Source organism: Pseudomonas sp. CFBP2511 (assembly GCF_030209255.1).
Classification (GTDB): Bacteria; Pseudomonadota; Gammaproteobacteria; order Pseudomonadales; family Pseudomonadaceae; genus Aquipseudomonas; species Aquipseudomonas avellanae.
The window spans coordinates 1-17,057 of record NZ_JARVSI010000028.1; the positions used below are offsets into that span (position 1 = coordinate 1).

11 protein-coding genes are annotated in these 17,057 nt (G+C 62.0%); 8 read left to right on the forward strand and 3 right to left on the reverse strand.

All coding sequences use genetic code 11. From position 1 onward, the window contains the following. Nucleotides 1-194 precede the first annotated feature (194 nt). Complete coding sequence (uvrB, locus tag QRN38_RS22860; RefSeq protein WP_057418209.1) at nucleotides 195-2,210, reverse strand: excinuclease ABC subunit UvrB; 2,016 nt, start codon at nucleotides 2,208-2,210, stop codon at nucleotides 195-197. A 378-nt stretch (nucleotides 2,211-2,588) separates the two neighbouring features. Between uvrB and QRN38_RS22865 the strand changes: the two genes are divergently transcribed. Next, nucleotides 2,589-3,785, forward strand: coding sequence for an amino acid aminotransferase (locus QRN38_RS22865; RefSeq protein ID WP_024666213.1), 1,197 nt, complete (start codon nucleotides 2,589-2,591; stop codon nucleotides 3,783-3,785). Between the two features lie 151 nt (nucleotides 3,786-3,936). Then, a complete protein-coding gene (locus QRN38_RS22870; protein ID WP_005769679.1) occupies nucleotides 3,937-4,254 on the forward strand; it encodes a hypothetical protein in 318 nt (105 codons plus the stop codon). A gap of 53 nt (nucleotides 4,255-4,307) precedes the next feature. On the opposite strand, the gene pvdQ is transcribed toward QRN38_RS22870, so the two are convergent. Then, entirely contained in the window at nucleotides 4,308-6,629 is a 2,322-nt protein-coding gene (gene pvdQ / locus QRN38_RS22875) for a bifunctional acylase PvdQ (protein WP_057418208.1), read from the reverse strand. A 203-nt stretch (nucleotides 6,630-6,832) separates the two neighbouring features. Here pvdQ and QRN38_RS22880 point away from each other — a divergent pair, with 203 nt between their 5' ends. From QRN38_RS22880 to QRN38_RS22890, 3 genes are read left to right on the forward strand one after another with little or no spacing between them, the layout of a single operon-like run. Beyond that, the gene (locus QRN38_RS22880; protein WP_057418207.1) at nucleotides 6,833-8,005 is read left to right on the forward strand and encodes an efflux RND transporter periplasmic adaptor subunit; all 1,173 of its coding nucleotides are present in this window, start codon (nucleotides 6,833-6,835) and stop codon (nucleotides 8,003-8,005) included. Further along, nucleotides 8,006-9,976, forward strand: a complete 1,971-nt coding sequence (locus QRN38_RS22885; RefSeq protein WP_010216870.1) for a MacB family efflux pump subunit — start codon at nucleotides 8,006-8,008, stop codon at nucleotides 9,974-9,976. Between the two features lie 7 nt (nucleotides 9,977-9,983). Further along, a complete protein-coding gene (locus QRN38_RS22890; protein ID WP_057418206.1) occupies nucleotides 9,984-11,372 on the forward strand; it encodes an efflux transporter outer membrane subunit in 1,389 nt (462 codons plus the stop codon). 228 nt (nucleotides 11,373-11,600) lie between these two features. Here the strand turns inward: QRN38_RS22890 and pvdP are convergent, their stop codons facing one another. Further along, a complete protein-coding gene (pvdP, locus tag QRN38_RS22895; protein WP_103408588.1) occupies nucleotides 11,601-13,235 on the reverse strand; it encodes a pyoverdine maturation tyrosinase PvdP in 1,635 nt (544 codons plus the stop codon). Nucleotides 13,236-13,415: 180 nt separating this feature from the next. On the opposite strand from pvdP, the gene pvdM reads away from it, so the two are divergent. From pvdM to pvdO, 3 genes are read left to right on the forward strand one after another with little or no spacing between them, the layout of a single operon-like run. Continuing rightward, nucleotides 13,416-14,759 (forward strand): pyoverdine-tailoring dipeptidase-like protein PvdM, encoded by a 1,344-nt coding sequence (gene pvdM, locus QRN38_RS22900; RefSeq protein ID WP_007246323.1) that lies wholly within the window; start codon nucleotides 13,416-13,418, stop codon nucleotides 14,757-14,759. Between the two features lie 42 nt (nucleotides 14,760-14,801). Next, nucleotides 14,802-16,085, forward strand: coding sequence for a pyoverdine-tailoring periplasmic protein PvdN (pvdN, locus tag QRN38_RS22905; protein WP_057418509.1), 1,284 nt, complete (start codon nucleotides 14,802-14,804; stop codon nucleotides 16,083-16,085). Nucleotides 16,086-16,133: 48 nt separating this feature from the next. Then, complete coding sequence (pvdO, locus tag QRN38_RS22910; protein ID WP_007246325.1) at nucleotides 16,134-17,012, forward strand: dihydropyoverdine dehydrogenase; 879 nt, start codon at nucleotides 16,134-16,136, stop codon at nucleotides 17,010-17,012. The last annotated feature ends 45 nt before the right edge of the window (nucleotides 17,013-17,057 follow it).

A 17,057-nucleotide genomic window follows, 5' to 3' on the forward strand; every position in this document is an offset into this window, starting at 1 on the left:
CGGATCAGCGCCAGGACTCAGCCGTCACTTACGTCGCACTCTGCGTCGTCAGTGCCACCGTGATCGAAAAGCGCGTATGGCGGCCTCATGCAGGCGCAGCAAGACATCGTGCGGCACTAAAGACTTGTGACGCAGAGCGTCACAACTGCATGCCGACGCGGAGCATCGACATGAGAGGTGGCGTGTCCAATGCTTCAAACCGCCAACAACCGCTCGCGCAATTTGCCGATCTCGTCGCGCATTTGCGCGGCGGCCTCGAATTCCAGGTCGCGGGCCAGTTGGTACATTTTTTCTTCCAGTTGGCGAATGCGCTTGTTGATCTCGCTCGGCGAGCGCAACTCGTTTTCGTAACGGGCGCTTTCTTCGGCGGCCTTGGCCATGCCTTTGCGCTTCTTGCTGCGCGAACCCGGCACGGTGGCACCTTCCATGATGTCGGCGACGTCCTTGAACACGCCTTTGGGCGTGATGCCGTGTTCCAGGTTGAAGGCGATCTGTTTCTCGCGACGTCGCTCGGTCTCGCCGATGGCGCGCTCCATCGATCCGGTGATGCGGTCGGCGTACAGAATCGCCCGCCCGTTGAGGTTACGCGCTGCCCGGCCGATGGTCTGGATCAGCGAGCGATCGGACCGCAGAAAGCCTTCCTTGTCGGCATCGAGAATCGCCACCAGCGACACTTCCGGCATGTCCAGGCCCTCACGCAGCAGGTTGATGCCCACCAGCACGTCAAACGTACCCAATCGCAAATCGCGAATGATCTCGACGCGCTCCACCGTGTCGATGTCCGAGTGCAGATAACGCACACGCACGCCGTGGTCGCTGAGGTAATCGGTCAGATCCTCGGACATGCGCTTGGTCAGCGTGGTGACCAGCACCCGCTCCTCCAGCGCCGCACGCTTGTGAATTTCCGACAAGAGGTCATCAACCTGAGTCAGCGCCGGGCGGATTTCGATCTGCGGGTCGACCAGACCGGTCGGGCGCACCACCTGCTCGACAATACGGCCTGCATGCTCCGCTTCATAGTTGCCCGGTGTCGCAGAAACAAAGATGGTCTGCGGGCTGATAGCTTCCCACTCGTCGAAGCGCATGGGCCGGTTGTCCAGCGCCGATGGCAGACGAAAACCGTACTCGACCAGGGTTTCCTTGCGTGAACGGTCGCCTTTGTACATCGCGCCGACCTGCGGCACGCTGACGTGGGACTCGTCGATCACCAGCAAGGCATCGGCGGGCAGGTAGTCGAACAAGGTCGGCGGCGGCGCGCCGGACGGACGACCCGACAGGTAGCGCGAGTAGTTCTCGATACCGTTGCAGTAACCCAGCTCCAGCATCATTTCCAGATCGAAACGGGTGCGCTGCTCCAGACGCTGGGCTTCCACCAGCTTGTTCTGGCTGCGAAGGTATTCCAGCCGCTCTTGCAGCTCGACCTTGATCCCTTCCATCGCCTCGACCAGCGTTTCGCGTGGCGTGACGTAGTGGCTCTTCGGGTAAAAGGTGAAGCGCGGCAGTTTGCGGATCACCTCGCCAGTCAGCGGATCGAACGCCGACAGACTCTCGACTTCGTCATCGAACAGCTCGATACGGATCGCTTCAAGGTCGGATTCGGCCGGGTAGATGTCGATCACGTCGCCACGCACCCTGAACGTCGCGCGGGCAAAGTCCATGTCATTGCGGGTGTATTGCAGGTCCGCCAGACGCCGCAGCAAGGCACGCTGGTCGAGTTTGTCGCCGCGGTCGACGTGCAGCACCATGCGCAGGTAGGTTTCCGGGCTGCCCAGACCATAAATGCATGACACGGTTGTAACGATAATCGCGTCCTTGCGCTCCAGCAGCGCCTTGGTCGCAGATAGCCGCATCTGCTCAATGTGGTCGTTGATCGACGCATCCTTCTCGATGAAGGTGTCCGACGACGGCACATAGGCTTCAGGCTGGTAGTAGTCGTAGTAAGAAACGAAATACTCCACGGCGTTGTTGGGGAAGAACGCTTTGAACTCGCCATACAGCTGCGCCGCCAGGGTCTTGTTCGGCGCCAGCACCAGCGTCGGACGCTTGATCTGGGAAATGACGTTGGCAATGCTGAACGTCTTGCCAGAGCCGGTTACACCCAGCAAGGTCTGGTGCGCGAGCCCCGCGTCGATCCCTTCGACCAGTTGGCGAATGGCATCGGGCTGATCACCGGCTGGCTCAAAACGGGTAACGAGCTGGAACTCGGACATAAATGACCTCTTGATTCATACCGGACTTGATTCGTACGCGACAGGATCGCGCGAAGGGCTCGCCTGCACCTGACTGGGCAGGCCAGGACGAAATCATCGCCAACGCCCGATCCCGCAGGGAAAGTGCGTACGATGTTTTGAAATGATGCTTACTAGATGGAGCCATATGCTGGCCTTTCAAGTCACGCACCTAAAGCATTGAGGTTTGAACGGCACGAACGTTCTGCAAATATGCGCAAAAACCTGTAAAAAACCCGCCCCGCCCTGTCGCCCGACGAGGGGATGCTCTCTATACTAGCCCCTGCTTGCGCACCGCTCCGGCGCATCGAGCCGCAGCGTGTAGCCCCCTTCCCACTCTTCATCAAGAGCCGCCGCACAATGAGCCTGTTCTCCGCTGTCGAAATGGCACCCCGCGATCCGATCCTGGGTATCAACGAAGCCTTCAACGCCGACACCCGTACCACCAAGGTCAACCTTGGCGTGGGCGTCTACTGTGATGAAGACGGGCGCATTCCTCTGCTGCGTGCCGTGGCTGAAGCTGAAAAGATTCGTGTCGCCCAGCACGCGCCGCGCGGCTACCTGCCGATCGACGGCATTGCCGCCTACGACCAGGCCGTGCAAAAACTGTTGCTGGGTGCCGATTCACCGCTGATCGCCTCGGGCCGGGTGCTGACCACTCAATCGGTGGGCGGCACGGGTGCTTTGAAGATCGGTGCCGACTTCCTCAAGCAACTGCTGCCCAATGCGGTGGTGGCCATCAGCGACCCAAGCTGGGAAAACCACCGCGCGCTGTTCGAAACCGCCGGTTTCCCGGTGCAGAACTATCGTTACTACGACGCCGCCACGCATGACGTGAACCGCGCCGGCATGCTCGAAGACCTGCAGAACCTGCCGAACAACTCGGTGGTGGTGCTGCACGCCTGCTGCCACAACCCGACTGGCGTCGATCTGAGCCTGGACGACTGGAAAAAAGTGCTGGAAGTGGTCAAGGCCAAGGGCCACGTACCGTTTCTGGACATGGCTTACCAGGGCTTTGGCCAAGGCATTCAGGAAGACGCGCTGGCGGTGCGCCTGTTCGCCGAGTCGGGCCTGACCTTCTTCGCTTCCAGCTCGTTCTCCAAATCGCTGTCGCTGTATGGCGAGCGCGTCGGTGCGCTGTCGATCATCACAGAATCCAAGGAAGAAACCGCCCGCGTTCTGTCGCAGGTCAAGCGTGTGATCCGCACCAACTACTCCAACCCGCCGACCCACGGCGCGATCATTTCCGCCGCCGTCCTCAACGACCCGGCCCTGCGCGCGATGTGGGAAGAAGAACTCGGCGAGATGCGCGTGCGCATTCAGGGCATGCGCAAGGCGATGGTCGAGCGTCTGGCCGACAACCCGGCCGGCCAGGATTTCAGCTTCGTCGGCCGTCAGTGCGGCATGTTCTCCTACTCCGGCCTGACCGCCGCCCAGGCCCAGCGCCTGCGCAGTGAATTCGGCATCTACGCGCTGGACACCGGCCGTATCTGCGTGGCCGCGCTGAATCAGAAAAATATCGATGCGGTGTGTGAGGCGATCAAGAAGGTTCTTTAAGCTGCAAGCTGCAAGCTGCAAGCTGCAAGAAAAAGCAGGACCGCTTTAGCTTGTAGCTGACGCTCCACTGAGTACTTTCCATCGAACGATCCGAAAAACCCTGCCTCGAAAGCTTGTCAGACCCTTTTCTGAATCAGCTATCGAGGTAGTCATGTCCATCGAACCCCAACGTCAGAAAGAACAGCCACCCGGCCAGCACACGCCAGCGGATCAGGGCCCGGATCGCAATGATCCGGCCATCGAGCCGCAGGTTTCGGACGTAGAGCCGGAGACTGAAAAAGGTGACGGCCAGACGCAAGGCCAGACCCCTGCCCCCAGCCAAAGCCAGTCACAAAGTCAGAATCAGAGCCAGCAGTCCAACGGCAGCGCTTACGTGCCTGACTATGAGCCACAGGAAAAAAAGGAAGACCAGCGCAATCATCAGCCCACTCAAGGCACTGATGCTGATATCGACACCAATGCGGGCTGAATGAAATGACACAAAAGCGCATTTGGGCCAGATGGCCCAAACGCGCTTGCACTCTATTCCTTGATCACCTGCACCTGATACGCCGGATCAGCCTTGATCTGCTGTTCAGTGAACGGCAACACACTCCAGTGCTTTTTTGAAAACGCTTCGGTCTGGTCCCTTGAATGGGCCGACTGCGGGTTGCTCGACTCGGAAAACGCCAGCAAACCTTGCGCCTTCGGGCCATGCTCATCAAACGTTACAACCTGCAAGTAGCTGGTGCCGCTGACCACTTCGCGCTTGCCGTCCCTGCCCGCGACCGTCTGCATGGCGTTATAGATGCCCAGCCCGGCCGGCCCACCGTGAATCGGAATTGGTTTGCCGCTGATGCTGGAAACCTGAATATCGCCCCATCGGGTATCGGCAGAGAGACCGGCCTTGGCCACCTCATCGACCGCCGCAAGCATGGCGGCGCGCAGCGCGGTGGCGACTTCCGGGTATTCAATGGCCAGCCCGCTGGGCGTATGGACCGGGTTCTGTGGGTCGAACACCACCCGCCAGCGAGAGGCGACGGCCTGCATGGACGTCACGATGCGCTGGAAGTACACAAACCCGATACCGCTGTTCAGGTCAGCACGTCCGTCCCAGGCTTTCAGTGCGGTACACAAAGGTGCCAGACGCGCGGCATCGTCACCCAGCTCCGAGGCGCAGAATTTCAGCAGGTCCGGCAGCACTTGCCCGGCGTGATACACCTCGTTGTCCATGACCATCGCTTGCAGGTTCTCGACGCTGACCTTGCCCGTCTTCTCAAGGCTGCTCAGCCGATCCAGTGCAAAACGTGCACGCTGGCCCAGCGGCTGACCGTCCTGGCTGATCAGCGGCGAGAAGTCCTTCAGCGGCGCAGCCGGATTGACCATCCAGGCCGAGTCATTGGAGTGCTGAACGAAATCGGTGCGCAGCAGTTGCGGCTGGCGCGAGGACGGGTAAATACCCGCTTGCGCAGCCTCGGGAGACACTTCCCAGTTGCACTCGCTGCGCGAGCCATCGAGCACGATCAGTTCGGTGCCGATACGCGGGTCACTGCACCTGGCGAGCTTCACAGCGTCAACGTTCGGCACCACCGAAATATTCATGTACAGCGCCTGCCCCTCGGCATCGACTGCCAAGGTGTTGACCCACGGAATGCCCTGAATCCTGTGCACCGAATCCTGAAACGCCTTGAGGCTGTCAGCCTGATCCATCGCATACCACTGCTGCAACACCCGATCGTTTTTCAGGTTGGCATCGCGCAGGCTGAAGGCGAACTTGTCATCCCAGTCCAGCTTGCCCGGCCACTGCACCACCGGGCCGAATTTCGATGAATAAATGATGCGCGGCACAGCCTTGAGAGTGCCGTCTGCCTGCTTCACCTCGACGCTGACCTGCTGTTTACCCATCGCGACCGATTTGCCATCCAGCAAGTAACGAGTCGAGTCTTTCGGATCGAGTTGCAAGCGGTGCAGGGTGAAGTGTTTCGATGTATCGACGGTGTGGCTCCAGGCCAGATGCTGGTTGAAGCCGATGTTGATCAGCGGCAGGCCCGGCAGCGCCGCGCCCATGACGTCCAGCTTGCCGGGGATGGTCAGGTGCATCTGATAGAAACGCATGCCGCCACCCCACGGAAAGTGCGGATTGGCCAGCAGCATGCCGCGCCCGTTAGCGGACAAGTCACGCCCCACCGCCACTGCATTGCTGCCGCGCTCCAGCGCAAAGCGTTCGTTGCGGGCAGCGGCCAGTTGCAGCGCCTGCACCTGCTGGCTATCAACCTGCAATGGCTTTTGCGTCGAAGGCGGTTTGGCACCGGCAAAGGCTTCGGTGAACTGCCCCACTCCGCCCTCGACCAGCAAACGACGCGTCAGGCGTACCAGATCGTCAGTGCTGATCGGCCGTACCCACTCCGCCGCGCAGGGTTGCGGCAGCCCTTGGGTGGTCTGCTCGGCCAGCGAACGGTTGTAACCGGCGACATAACCCTGCATCAAATGGCGAATCTCGGCTGGCTGGGCTTTCCAGAAATCCGCCAGCGCTTGCGGAGTATTGAGCCATTTGAACAACAGGTCGCTGGCCATGTTATTGCGCTGTTCAAGGGTCGCCTTGTCCGGCCCGAAATAACGAGAGCGCTCGCCGTTGACGGTGACGACTTCATTGGCCAACAGGCACAGGTTGTCCTGCGCATAGGCGTAACCGATGCCGTAACCCAGGCCTCGCTCGTCATCGGCGACGATGTGCGGCACGCCAAAACCGGTGCGCCGGATCTCGGCACCAGCGGCCTTTTGTTCATGCGCAACCAGCGCCTGCGCAGGCAAAACCACAGCGACCGAAAGGCCTGCAAACAGAAAACCGGGCAATGCTCTAGACATAATCACGCTGACCTCACCTCGACAACACGACCCGAATTGGCCGCCCCCCGTTAAACGAAGCGCGGGCGAAAATTTTTAGCTGATTCGTCCAAACGGTGATCGGCGCTAAATTCCGGCCTGCATTTCTCGTTTAACTGGCAGCTCTGTTTGAAGAGCAGCCCCGAGCCGTCGACTGACTGATATCTCCCCACGCAGGACTCTGCATGAAACGCTCTCGATACCCTCGACGCGCCCTTCTGGTGGCGCTGTGCCTGTTCCCGGTCATTGCCGTGTGTGCCTGGCAGATCCTGCCCGACGGCACGGGCACTGTATCGACCGTGACAGTGACCCGCGGCACTATCGAAAACAGCGTGACAGCACTGGGCACCCTGCAACCGCGCAGTTACGTGGACGTCGGCTCGCAGGCCAGCGGGCAGATCCTGAAGATTCATGCGCAGGTGGGTGATCAGGTCAAGGAAGGCGATTTGCTGGTGGAAATCGACCCATCGACGCAAAAAGCCAAGCTCGACGCCGCGCGCTACGCCATCGACAACCTCAAGGCCCAGCTTCAGGAGCAGCGTGCGCTGCACGAGCTGGCCGAGCAAAAGCAACAACGGCAGAAAAGCCTTGCCGCAGGCGGTGCCACGCGTGCCGAGGACGTGCAGGCGGCGCAATCGGAATTTCGTGCCACCCAGGCAAGGGTCGACATGTTCAAGGCGCAGATTCTCGAAGCCCAGGCCGCGCTGCGCAGTGACGAAGCGGCGCTGGGTTACACCCGCATTTACGCGCCCATGAGCGGCACCGTTGTCGCGCTGGATGCCCGCGAGGGTCAGACCCTCAATGCGCAACAACAGACCCCGTTGATTCTGCGCATCGCCCGGTTGTCGCCCATGACCGTCTGGGCCGAAGTCTCGGAAGCCGACATCGGCCACGTCAAACCGGGTATGACCGCTTATTTCACTACGCTTAGCGGCGGCAACCGGCGCTGGAGCAGTACCGTGCGGCAGATTCTGCCGGTGCCGCCCAGACCGCTGGACCAAGCCAATCAGGGCGGCGGCAGCCCGAGCAGTTCGCGTAAAAGCGGCGGTGGCCGAGTGGTGCTCTACACCGTGCTGCTGGATGTCGACAACAGCGATCAGGCGCTGATGGCAGAAATGACCGCGCAGATCTTCTTCGTCGCCGGCAAAGCCGAAAATACCCTCACCGCCCCGCTCGCAGCCCTGCAAAACAGCGCGCAAGCCGATGTTCAGACCGCACAGGTGCTGGCCGCCAATGGCGAGGTACAGAAGCGCCAGGTACGCACCGGGATCAGCGACCGTCTGCGCGTGCAGATTCTCGACGGGCTCAGCGAAGGTGATCGCCTGCTGGTGCCCGCTCCCGTCGGCAGCGGAGGCTAGATGCACACGCCGCTGATCGACCTGCGGGGCATCCGCAAATCCTACGGCGGTGGCGACAGCCCGCGCGTCAACGTGCTGCGCGGCATCGATTTGTCGATCCATGCCGGCGAGTTCGTGGCAATTGTCGGCGCGTCCGGCTCCGGCAAATCGACGCTGATGAACATCCTCGGCTGCCTGGACCGCCCGACCTCGGGTGAATACCTGTTCGCCGGGGAAAACGTTGCCGAACTGGGCGGCGACGAACTGGCATGGCTGCGTCGCGAAGCGTTTGGCTTCGTGTTTCAGGGCTACCACCTGATCCCGTCCGGCTCGGCGCAGGAAAACGTCGAGATGCCGGCCATCTACGCCGGTACGCCCGCCGCAGAGCGTCACGCACGAGCTGCTGCCCTGCTTGACCGCCTGGGCCTGGCGTCACGCACTGGCAACCGTCCACACCAGTTGTCCGGTGGCCAGCAGCAACGGGTGTCCATCGCCCGTGCCTTGATGAATGGCGGGCACATCATTCTTGCCGACGAACCGACCGGTGCACTGGACAGCCACAGCGGTGCCGAGGTCATGACCTTGCTGGACGAACTGGCCAGCCAAGGGCATGTGGTGGTTCTGATTACCCACGACCGGGAAGTCGCTGCGCGCGCCAATCGGGTCATCGAGATCAGCGACGGCCTGGTGATCAGCGATACCGCCCGCGATCTGTCCACGCCACGTTCAGCCAACCCGGCCGCCTTGCAGGCCGTCGATCTGCGCAAGCGCCTGAGCGAAGGCAGCGGCAGTCGCGGGGCCTGGAAAGGCGAGCTGCTCGACGCCGTTCAGGCGGCGTGGCGGGTCATGTGGGTCAACCGTTTTCGTACTGCGCTGACGTTGTTGGGCATCGTCATCGGCGTCGCGTCGGTGGTGGTCATGCTGGCGGTCGGTGAAGGCAGCAAGCGCCAGGTCATGGCGCAGATGTCTTCGTTTGGCTCAAACATCATTTATCTGAACGGCAAGGCACCCAACCCGCGCGCGCCCAAAGGCGTCATCACCCTGGAAGAAGTCGCCGCGCTGGGCGAGTTGCCCGAGGTAAAAATGATCATGCCGGTCAATGGCGGACAGGCCGGGGTGCGCTTCGGCAATGTCGATCACTCAAGCTACGTCGGCGGCAACGACACGCACTTTCCGGCGATTTTCAACTGGCCGGTGGCCGAAGGCAGCTATTTCAGCGAGGCCGACGAGCAAGGCGCAGCCGCCGTGGCGGTGATTGGTTACAAAGTCCGGCAGAAACTGTTCGGCGATCGCATCGACCCTATCGGTCAATACATCCTGATCGAAAACGTGCCGTTTCAAGTGGTCGGCGTGCTCCAGGAAAAGGGCGCGACCTCGGGCGATCTGGACAGCGATAACCGCATCGCCATTCCGTATTCGTCGGCCAGCATCCGCCTGTTCGGCTCGCAGGACCCTGAGTACATCACCATCGCAACCCGCGACGCCAATAACGTCAAGCAGGCCGAAGCCGCGATTCGCACCCTGCTGCAACGCCTGCACAACGGCAAGCAGGATTATGAGCTGACCAACAACGCCGCAATGATCCAGGCCGAAGCGCGCACCCAGAACACCCTGTCACTGATGCTCGGCTCGATTGCCGCCATTTCGCTGCTGGTCGGTGGCATCGGGGTGATGAACATCATGCTCATGACCGTGCGCGAACGCACACGCGAAATCGGCATCCGCATGGCCACCGGGGCGCGGCAGCGCGACATTCTGCGCCAGTTCCTCACCGAAGCGGTGATGCTCTCGGTGGTCGGCGGGCTGGCCGGTATCGTACTGGCGCTGGCGATGGGCGCGGCTTTGCTGGCGAGCAAGGTGGCGGTGGCCTTCACCCTGTCTGCGGTGATTGGTGCCTTTGCCTGCGCGCTCGTCACCGGCGTGATTTTCGGTTTCATGCCTGCCCGCAAAGCTGCCCGGCTTGACCCGGTGGCGGCCCTTACCAGTGAATGACCATTCGATGAAGCCATGCCTTTCCCTGCTGACCGTCTGCCTGTTGCTGAGCGCTTGCAACACACCTGCCCCGCGTCTGGACAGCGGCGTCCAGCCACCCGCGCGCTGGGCGTTTGCCGAGCGCGCTGCCAGCCAGCGTAATGATGCCCAATGGTGGCAACGCTTCGGCAGCGCGGAACTGAACCGTTTGATCGCCCAGGCAAGTCGGGACAGCCATGAAGTGGCTGCGGCGATGGCGCGCGTGCGTCAGGCCCAGGCCACCGCCATCATCGGTGGTGCGCCGTTGCTGCCGGAACTGGCCTTTGACCTGCGCGGCGAACGCAACAAGTTCGTGCGCAACAGCGACCGCAAGGCCAACCCGTCCGACGACAACAACACCAACAACTTCACCAGCGATCTGACTGCCAGCTACGAAGTGGATTTCTGGGGTGGCATCGCGGCCGGACGCGACAGCGCGTTACAGGGCCTGCGCGCCAGCGAGTTCGATCAGGCGACCGTGGAGCTGACCCTGCTCAGCAACGTTGCCGACCGCTATGCACAAACCCTGGCGGCGCGTGAACAAGGCCGGATTGCAGGACTCAACCTGGCCAATGCGCAGAGCGTTTTGAAGCTGGTGCAGACCCGTTTTGATTCGGGCTCGGCCACTGCACTGGAACTGGCACAGCAGAAGAATCTGGTCGCCACCCAGCAGCGCGAATTGCCGCGCATTCAGCAACTGGCCAACGAACAGTTGATCACCCTTGCGGCGCTACTCGGCCAGCCGGTGCAGCACCTCAAACTGAGCGATCAGGGCTTCGACACCTTGAACTGGCCGGACATCGGCGCAGGCGTGCCCAGCGAGCTGCTGACCCGCCGTCCTGATCTGGCCAAGGCCGAAGCCGAACTGACGGCGGCGCAGGCCAACGTCACCGTGGCCCGCGCGGCGATGCTGCCGAAACTGACGCTGAGCGCCAGGCTGGGCACCGAAGCGACCCGCGCCGAAGACTGGCTGCGTGCACCGTTCAGCAGCCTGGCCGCCGGTCTGGTCGGGCCGATCTTCAATAATGGGCGCTTGGGCGCTGAACGCGACCGCGCATTGGCTCGCCAGCAAGAACTGCTGGAAACCTACCGCGGCGCGATCATCAACAGCTTCGCCGACGTCGAAAAAGCCCTGAACAGCATCAGCGGCCTCGACCAGCAACGCTACTGGCACGAAGAGGAACTTAAACAGGCGCAAACCGCCTTCCGCATCGCCCAGAGCCGCTACGAAGCCGGCGCCGAGGACTTGCTGACCGTACTGGAAACCCAACGCACGCTATACCTGGCGCAGGATGTAAGTGTGCAGTTGCGGCTGGCAAGGGTGCAGGCAAGCATTGCGCTGTACAAGGCACTGGGTGGGGGTTGGCAGGTGCGCTGAGCGCACGATCCACTATCGTGCGACGCAGAGCGTCGAGAACTGCGCTCCCACGCTGGAGCGTGCGGAACGATAATCTCAACTATCGTGCGACGCTCCGCGTCGGCACGCCGTTCCGGACGCTCCGCGTCCTCTTGCGACGCAGAGCGTCGAGAACTGTATTCCCACGCTGGAGCATGCGGAACGATAATCTCAACTATCGTGCGACGCTCCGCGTCGGCATGCCGCTCGCTAAAACCACCTCTCCGGCAACAGATTCCTTGCATACCAAGGTCTGCGCGGTACGCGGCGCAGCAGGTTGCTCAATTTTTCATCCGCCGCAAAGGTAATGCGCAGCGCAAGCTTCATCACTTCCGGGTCCATTTCCATGGTCGTGCCCGCCGTCTGCCCCGGCACGGTGCTGCAACCGTGGGTTTCCGGTCCCAGCCACGGGTCGCTGACTTCAACCCAGCGGCCCGGAGCGAACCATGGCACGCCGCTGACGTCCAGGCGTTTCACTTCGCCCGGATGAAAGCGCTCATGGGCGCGGAACCAGTCGTCGATGCGGTCGTCGATCCAGCCGTGGAACATCCAGAACACCGGGTTCACGTGCGACGAGAACGGGTCGGCGAGAAAGTCGTTTTCCGGCTCGAACCAGCGCTCGGCGAAGTCATCCGAGCGGCGTGCCATCGGCACCGGCTGGCCATTGGCCGGGTCGCGGGCGACTGAGGCCCAGCGCATGTGCAGCCAGTCGTGCAGCTCCAGCTCGACCTGCGAGCCGAACTGCCCCAACGTCAGCTTCGACAGAAAACGCGGATCGCGGTACTGCGATTCCCACACCTCAAAATGCGTGTGGTACGTCTCGTGGCTTTTGATGTCGCTGACCAGCTGCGTGTACTCCTTATCACCCTGCGCCAGCCAGTTGGGCGGCAAGGCGCAGCCGTCGTGATTGTCGAAGTAGCGGGCAAAGCCCAGCCGGTCACGCTCCAGCTCCGGTTGCGGCAACGGAAAGCGCGGCCACGACGGCAGGTCTTGAATCTTGCGCGCCTGAATCAGCATGTGCCGGTGCATGTAGAAAAAGTCTTCACCCGACCCATTACGGTCCTTGCGCGGGCCACGGGCATCACGTTCTTTGTCGCGTGGCCCCGGCTGCCAGCCGATACCGCGCAGGGCATCGCGTTTGTCTTCGGGCAGCTTGTGCCATTTGTCCCGAGACGCATGCCAGAGCTGGTGAAACAGACGATGCTCCCTGGAAACCAGCCAGGCCAGAAACGGCGGACTCAAACCCACCCGCTCCCGCGCTTCGGGGAAAATCTGTTTGATGGCGATCAGGCGGTTTTCCAGCTCCGGCAGGGCCAATGGCCGATCCAGTCGCTCGACACGCCCGCTGAGCGTGCCGCTGCCGGCATTGCCGAACGCGCCCCAGACTTCATCGAGGGTCAGGCTGAATTCGTAATCCGGGGTGTCGCTGTGCGGATCGTTGCCCGCATGGCCGTCCATGACCCGCAGATACAGTTTCGCGGCATTGGCCGGTTGCAGGTCGCCGATCACCCGGAAGCGTGGCATGCCCTCGCCGCGCAACTGCTCGGCCGTGTCGATATAGCCGCGCAGGCCGCGCCCACGCGGGGCAATGTCGAGAAACATTTCCAGGCCTTGCAGCGGAGCTCCGCTCAGTCCGGCATCACGACCCTCGAAACGCAGGGTCCACACGCCACGCAGTTTGTCGGCCAGACGCTGAGTGGCGGTGTCCGCAGGCCCGGCCGTGGCCTCGCCCGGCGTCACGGGTTCATCGACGCGGGTGAGTTCGCGGTGCGCGTAATAAGCAGCCGGAAGCGCCGCGCCGGTCAGCGCCAGCCCTGCCATGAACCCTCGTCGAGAAATCGTCATTGCCTACCTGTTCCAACCCGAGACCGCCGTTATCCAAGCTAGAACGTAAAACCGGCTGACAAATTTAGCTCAACGCCTGCACACAGCACGTTGCGCTAAATTTTTCGCCCATCCGCTCGTTCTCCACCAGATAGCAACGGCCCTTGCAGGCCGCGCCCCGGTTAATCAAACGAGACGGAAATGACAAGACCGCGTTGGAAAAAGGCTCTCTTCATCGGCCTGCCGCTGGCTCTGGCCATTAGTGCAGGCGCGGGTTTTCTGGCCTGGAATTACGGCTTGCCCGCCAGTTACCCGGTCAAGGTCATGAAGCAGGCCGACGACCTGCAAGAGCGGATCATTTCCTTCGACAGCCACATCACCGTGCCGATGAAATTCGGCAGTGAGGGCAACGAGGCCGACAAGGACGGTTCGGGGCAGTTCGACCTGGTGAAAACCGCCCGCGGCAGGCTCTCCGGCGCGGCGTTGACGATTTTTGGCTGGCCGGAAATCTGGAACGGCGACAACGCCCCGCATCGTCCGACCCCTGGTTTTGTCGACGAAGCACGCCACCAGCAGGAAGTGCGCTACAAAATCATCACCGGCCTGGTTCGCGATTTTCCCCATCAGGTCGGCATCGCCTACACCCCGGACGACATGCGCCGCCTGCACGGCGAGGGCAAGTTTGCGATCTTCATCAGCATGCTCAACGCCTACCCGCTGGGCGACGACCTGAACCTGCTGGACCACTGGACCGCGCGCGGCATGCGCATGTTCGGTTTCAGCTACGTGGGCAATAACAGCTGGGCGGATTCTTCACGCCCCCTGCCCTTTCTCAACGACACGCCCGACGCGCTGGGCGGCCTGTCAGAGATCGGCAAGCAGGCGGTGCAGCGCCTCAATGACCTGGGCGTGATCATCGACGTGTCGCAGATGTCCAGCAAGGCGCTGCTGCAGGTCAGCCAGCTGAGCCGCACGCCGATGGTCGCCTCGCACTCGGCACCGCGCGCACTGGTGGACATCCCGCGCAACCTCAGCGACGAGGAACTGCAGCTCATCAAACAGAGCGGCGGTGTGGTGCAGATCGTGGCGTTTCCGGCCTATTTGAAGCCACTGACCCAGAAAACCCAGGACAAGCTCAACGCCCTGCGCAAGGATTTCGACCTGCCGCCATTGCCGAACCTGGCGATGGCGCTGATGCCGGGCGATCCGATCATCACCGTCTGGCCCGAACAGCGTTTCGGTGCCTACGCCAGCAAGCTGTACGCGATTCTTGAGGAAGAACCCAAGGCCACGGTCAAGGATTTCGTCGACGCCATCGACTACACCGTCAGGAAGATCGGTATCGACCATGTCGGCATCAGTTCCGACTTCAACGATGGCGGCGGCGTGAAAGGCTTTAACGACGTCAGCGAGGTCCGCAACGTGACCGCCGAGCTGATCGAACGCGGTTACGCCGAAGCCGACATCACCAAACTCTGGGGCGGCAACTTCCTGCGCGTCTGGGAACAGGTTCAGGCCTCGGCGCGCCCGGCGGCCAAACCATGAACCCTTTAAACGCCGCCACCCGATCATCAGGCGAAACCGCTCATGACTGACCGCAGAACCTTTCTCAAGCAGGCCGGGGTACTGGCTGCCGCCCTGCCACTGGGCTCCAGCCTGGCAACAGCAGCCGAACCAATAACAGCGCCCGAGCCAATAGCCACAGACAAATGGACACGCCTCAAACAGCTGTTCAATCAGGACCCGGATTACGTCCACTTTTCCAACTTTCTGGTCACCTCGCACCCCAAACCGGTGCGCGACGCCATTGAGCAGCATCGTGCACACATCGACCGCAATCCTGGCCTGGCCATGGATTGGGACCTGCAGGAAACCGAGCGCCGCGAACATGACGTTCGCGTCTGGGCTGGCAAGTACCTGAATGCCCAACCCGGCCAGATCGCCCTGACCGGCAGCACCACCGAAGGGCTGGCGATGATCTACGGCGGCCTGCATGTGCGCCCGGACCAGGAAATCCTCACCACCGAACACGAACACTCTTGCACCCGTGACATCCTCAAGTTTCGGCAGCAGCGCGAAGGCACGCAGGTGCGCAAGATTCGCCTGTTCAAAGACCCGGCTACCGTGTCGGCAGACGAGATCATCGGCTCCATCGCCCGCAGCATTCAGCCGAAGACGCGCGTGCTGGGCATGACCTGGGTGCAGTCGGGCAGCGGCGTGAAGCTGCCTATCGGGGCCATCGGTGACCTGGTCGAAGAACACAACCGCAACCGCGACGACAAAGACCGCATTTTATATGTGGTCGATGGCGTGCACGGGTTTGGCGTCGAGAACCTGGATTTCCCGGACATGAACTGCGACTTCTACGTCGCGGGCACCCACAAGTGGATGTTTGGCCCGCGCGGCACCGGCATCGTGTGCGCGCGCTCGGAGCAGGTGAAGGACCTCACGCCGTTGATCCCGACGTTCTCGGAAGCGACCAACTTCGGCACGATCATGACGCCAGGCGGCTATCACTCGTTCGAGCATCGCTGGGCGCTGAACGAAGCGTTCAAGCTGCACCTGCAACTGGGCAAGGCCGAGGTGCAGTCGCGCATTCACGAGCTCAACAGCTACCTCAAGCAACGTCTTCATGCACAGCCCAATGTCGAGCTGGTGACGCCGATGGACCCTGCGCTGTCTGCGGGTTTCAGTTTTTTCCGGCTCAAGGGCCAGGAAAGTGACGAGGTGGCCGCGTGGCTGATGAAACAACGCATGGTGGTCGATGCGGTGAGCCGCGACGTCGGCCCGGTGGTGCGCACTGCACCGGGGCTGCTGAACAACGAAGCCGAGATCGACCGCTTCATGGCCCTGCTCGGCCAGCGCGCCTGACGCGCACGCACTGAATCACCTGTTTTCCGTTTTCCATCGAGACCCGTCATGAAAAATACACTGCTGTCCCTTTCCGCTGTGCTCGGCCTGTTACTTGGAGGCACCGCCCTCGCCGCCACACCCGTCTCGGTGCCCGCGCCGGTGCCCGCGCCCGGTAAGACATTCAAGGACTGCAAGGATTGCCCGGAAATGGTCGTGCTGCCTGCGGGCACGTTTACCATGGGCGCGCCCGAGGAAGAAATGGGCCGCCAGCCGGACGAAGGCCCGCTGCATGACGTGACCTTCGCCAAACCGTTCGCCATCAGCCAGTTTCAGGTACTGGCCGGCGAATGGGACGCCTATATCAAAAGCACCGGTTACAAAATGCCGGACGGCGACACCCGTCCAGGCCGCGAGTGCAAGGCCGGCAAGCCACGCTACCCGCTGACCGCGCGCCAGCCCGCGGTGTGCATGGACTGGAACGAGGCCAAGGCCTACGTCGAATGGCTGTCCAAGAAGACCGGCAAGTCTTACCACATGGTCAGCGAAGCCCAGCGCGAATACGCGGCACGCGGCGGCAGCAAGGGCTCGTTCCCGTTCCCGATGGACGAAGGCAAGCCGTACAGCATTGCCAAACACGCCAACACCTACGGCCCGGAAGACGGTTTCAGCTACACCGCGCCCGCTGGCAGCTACAGCCCCAACGCTTTCGGCATCTACGACGCCCACGGCAACGTCTACGAATGGACCGCCGATTGCGAGACCAGCAACTACAACGGCGCGCCCACCGACGGCAGCGCGTGGCTGGCCGGCGATTGCACCTGGAAGATGATTCGCGGCAATGACTGGACCGAAGCACCGATCTTCTCCCGCTCCGGCAACCGCAACAGCCGCCAGCCCGACGTACGTGGCGACTGGCTGGGCTTTCGGGTCGCCCGCGACTTGTAACTCACTTCATGCGCGCGCCCTGCGATGGATGCAGGCCGCACTCAC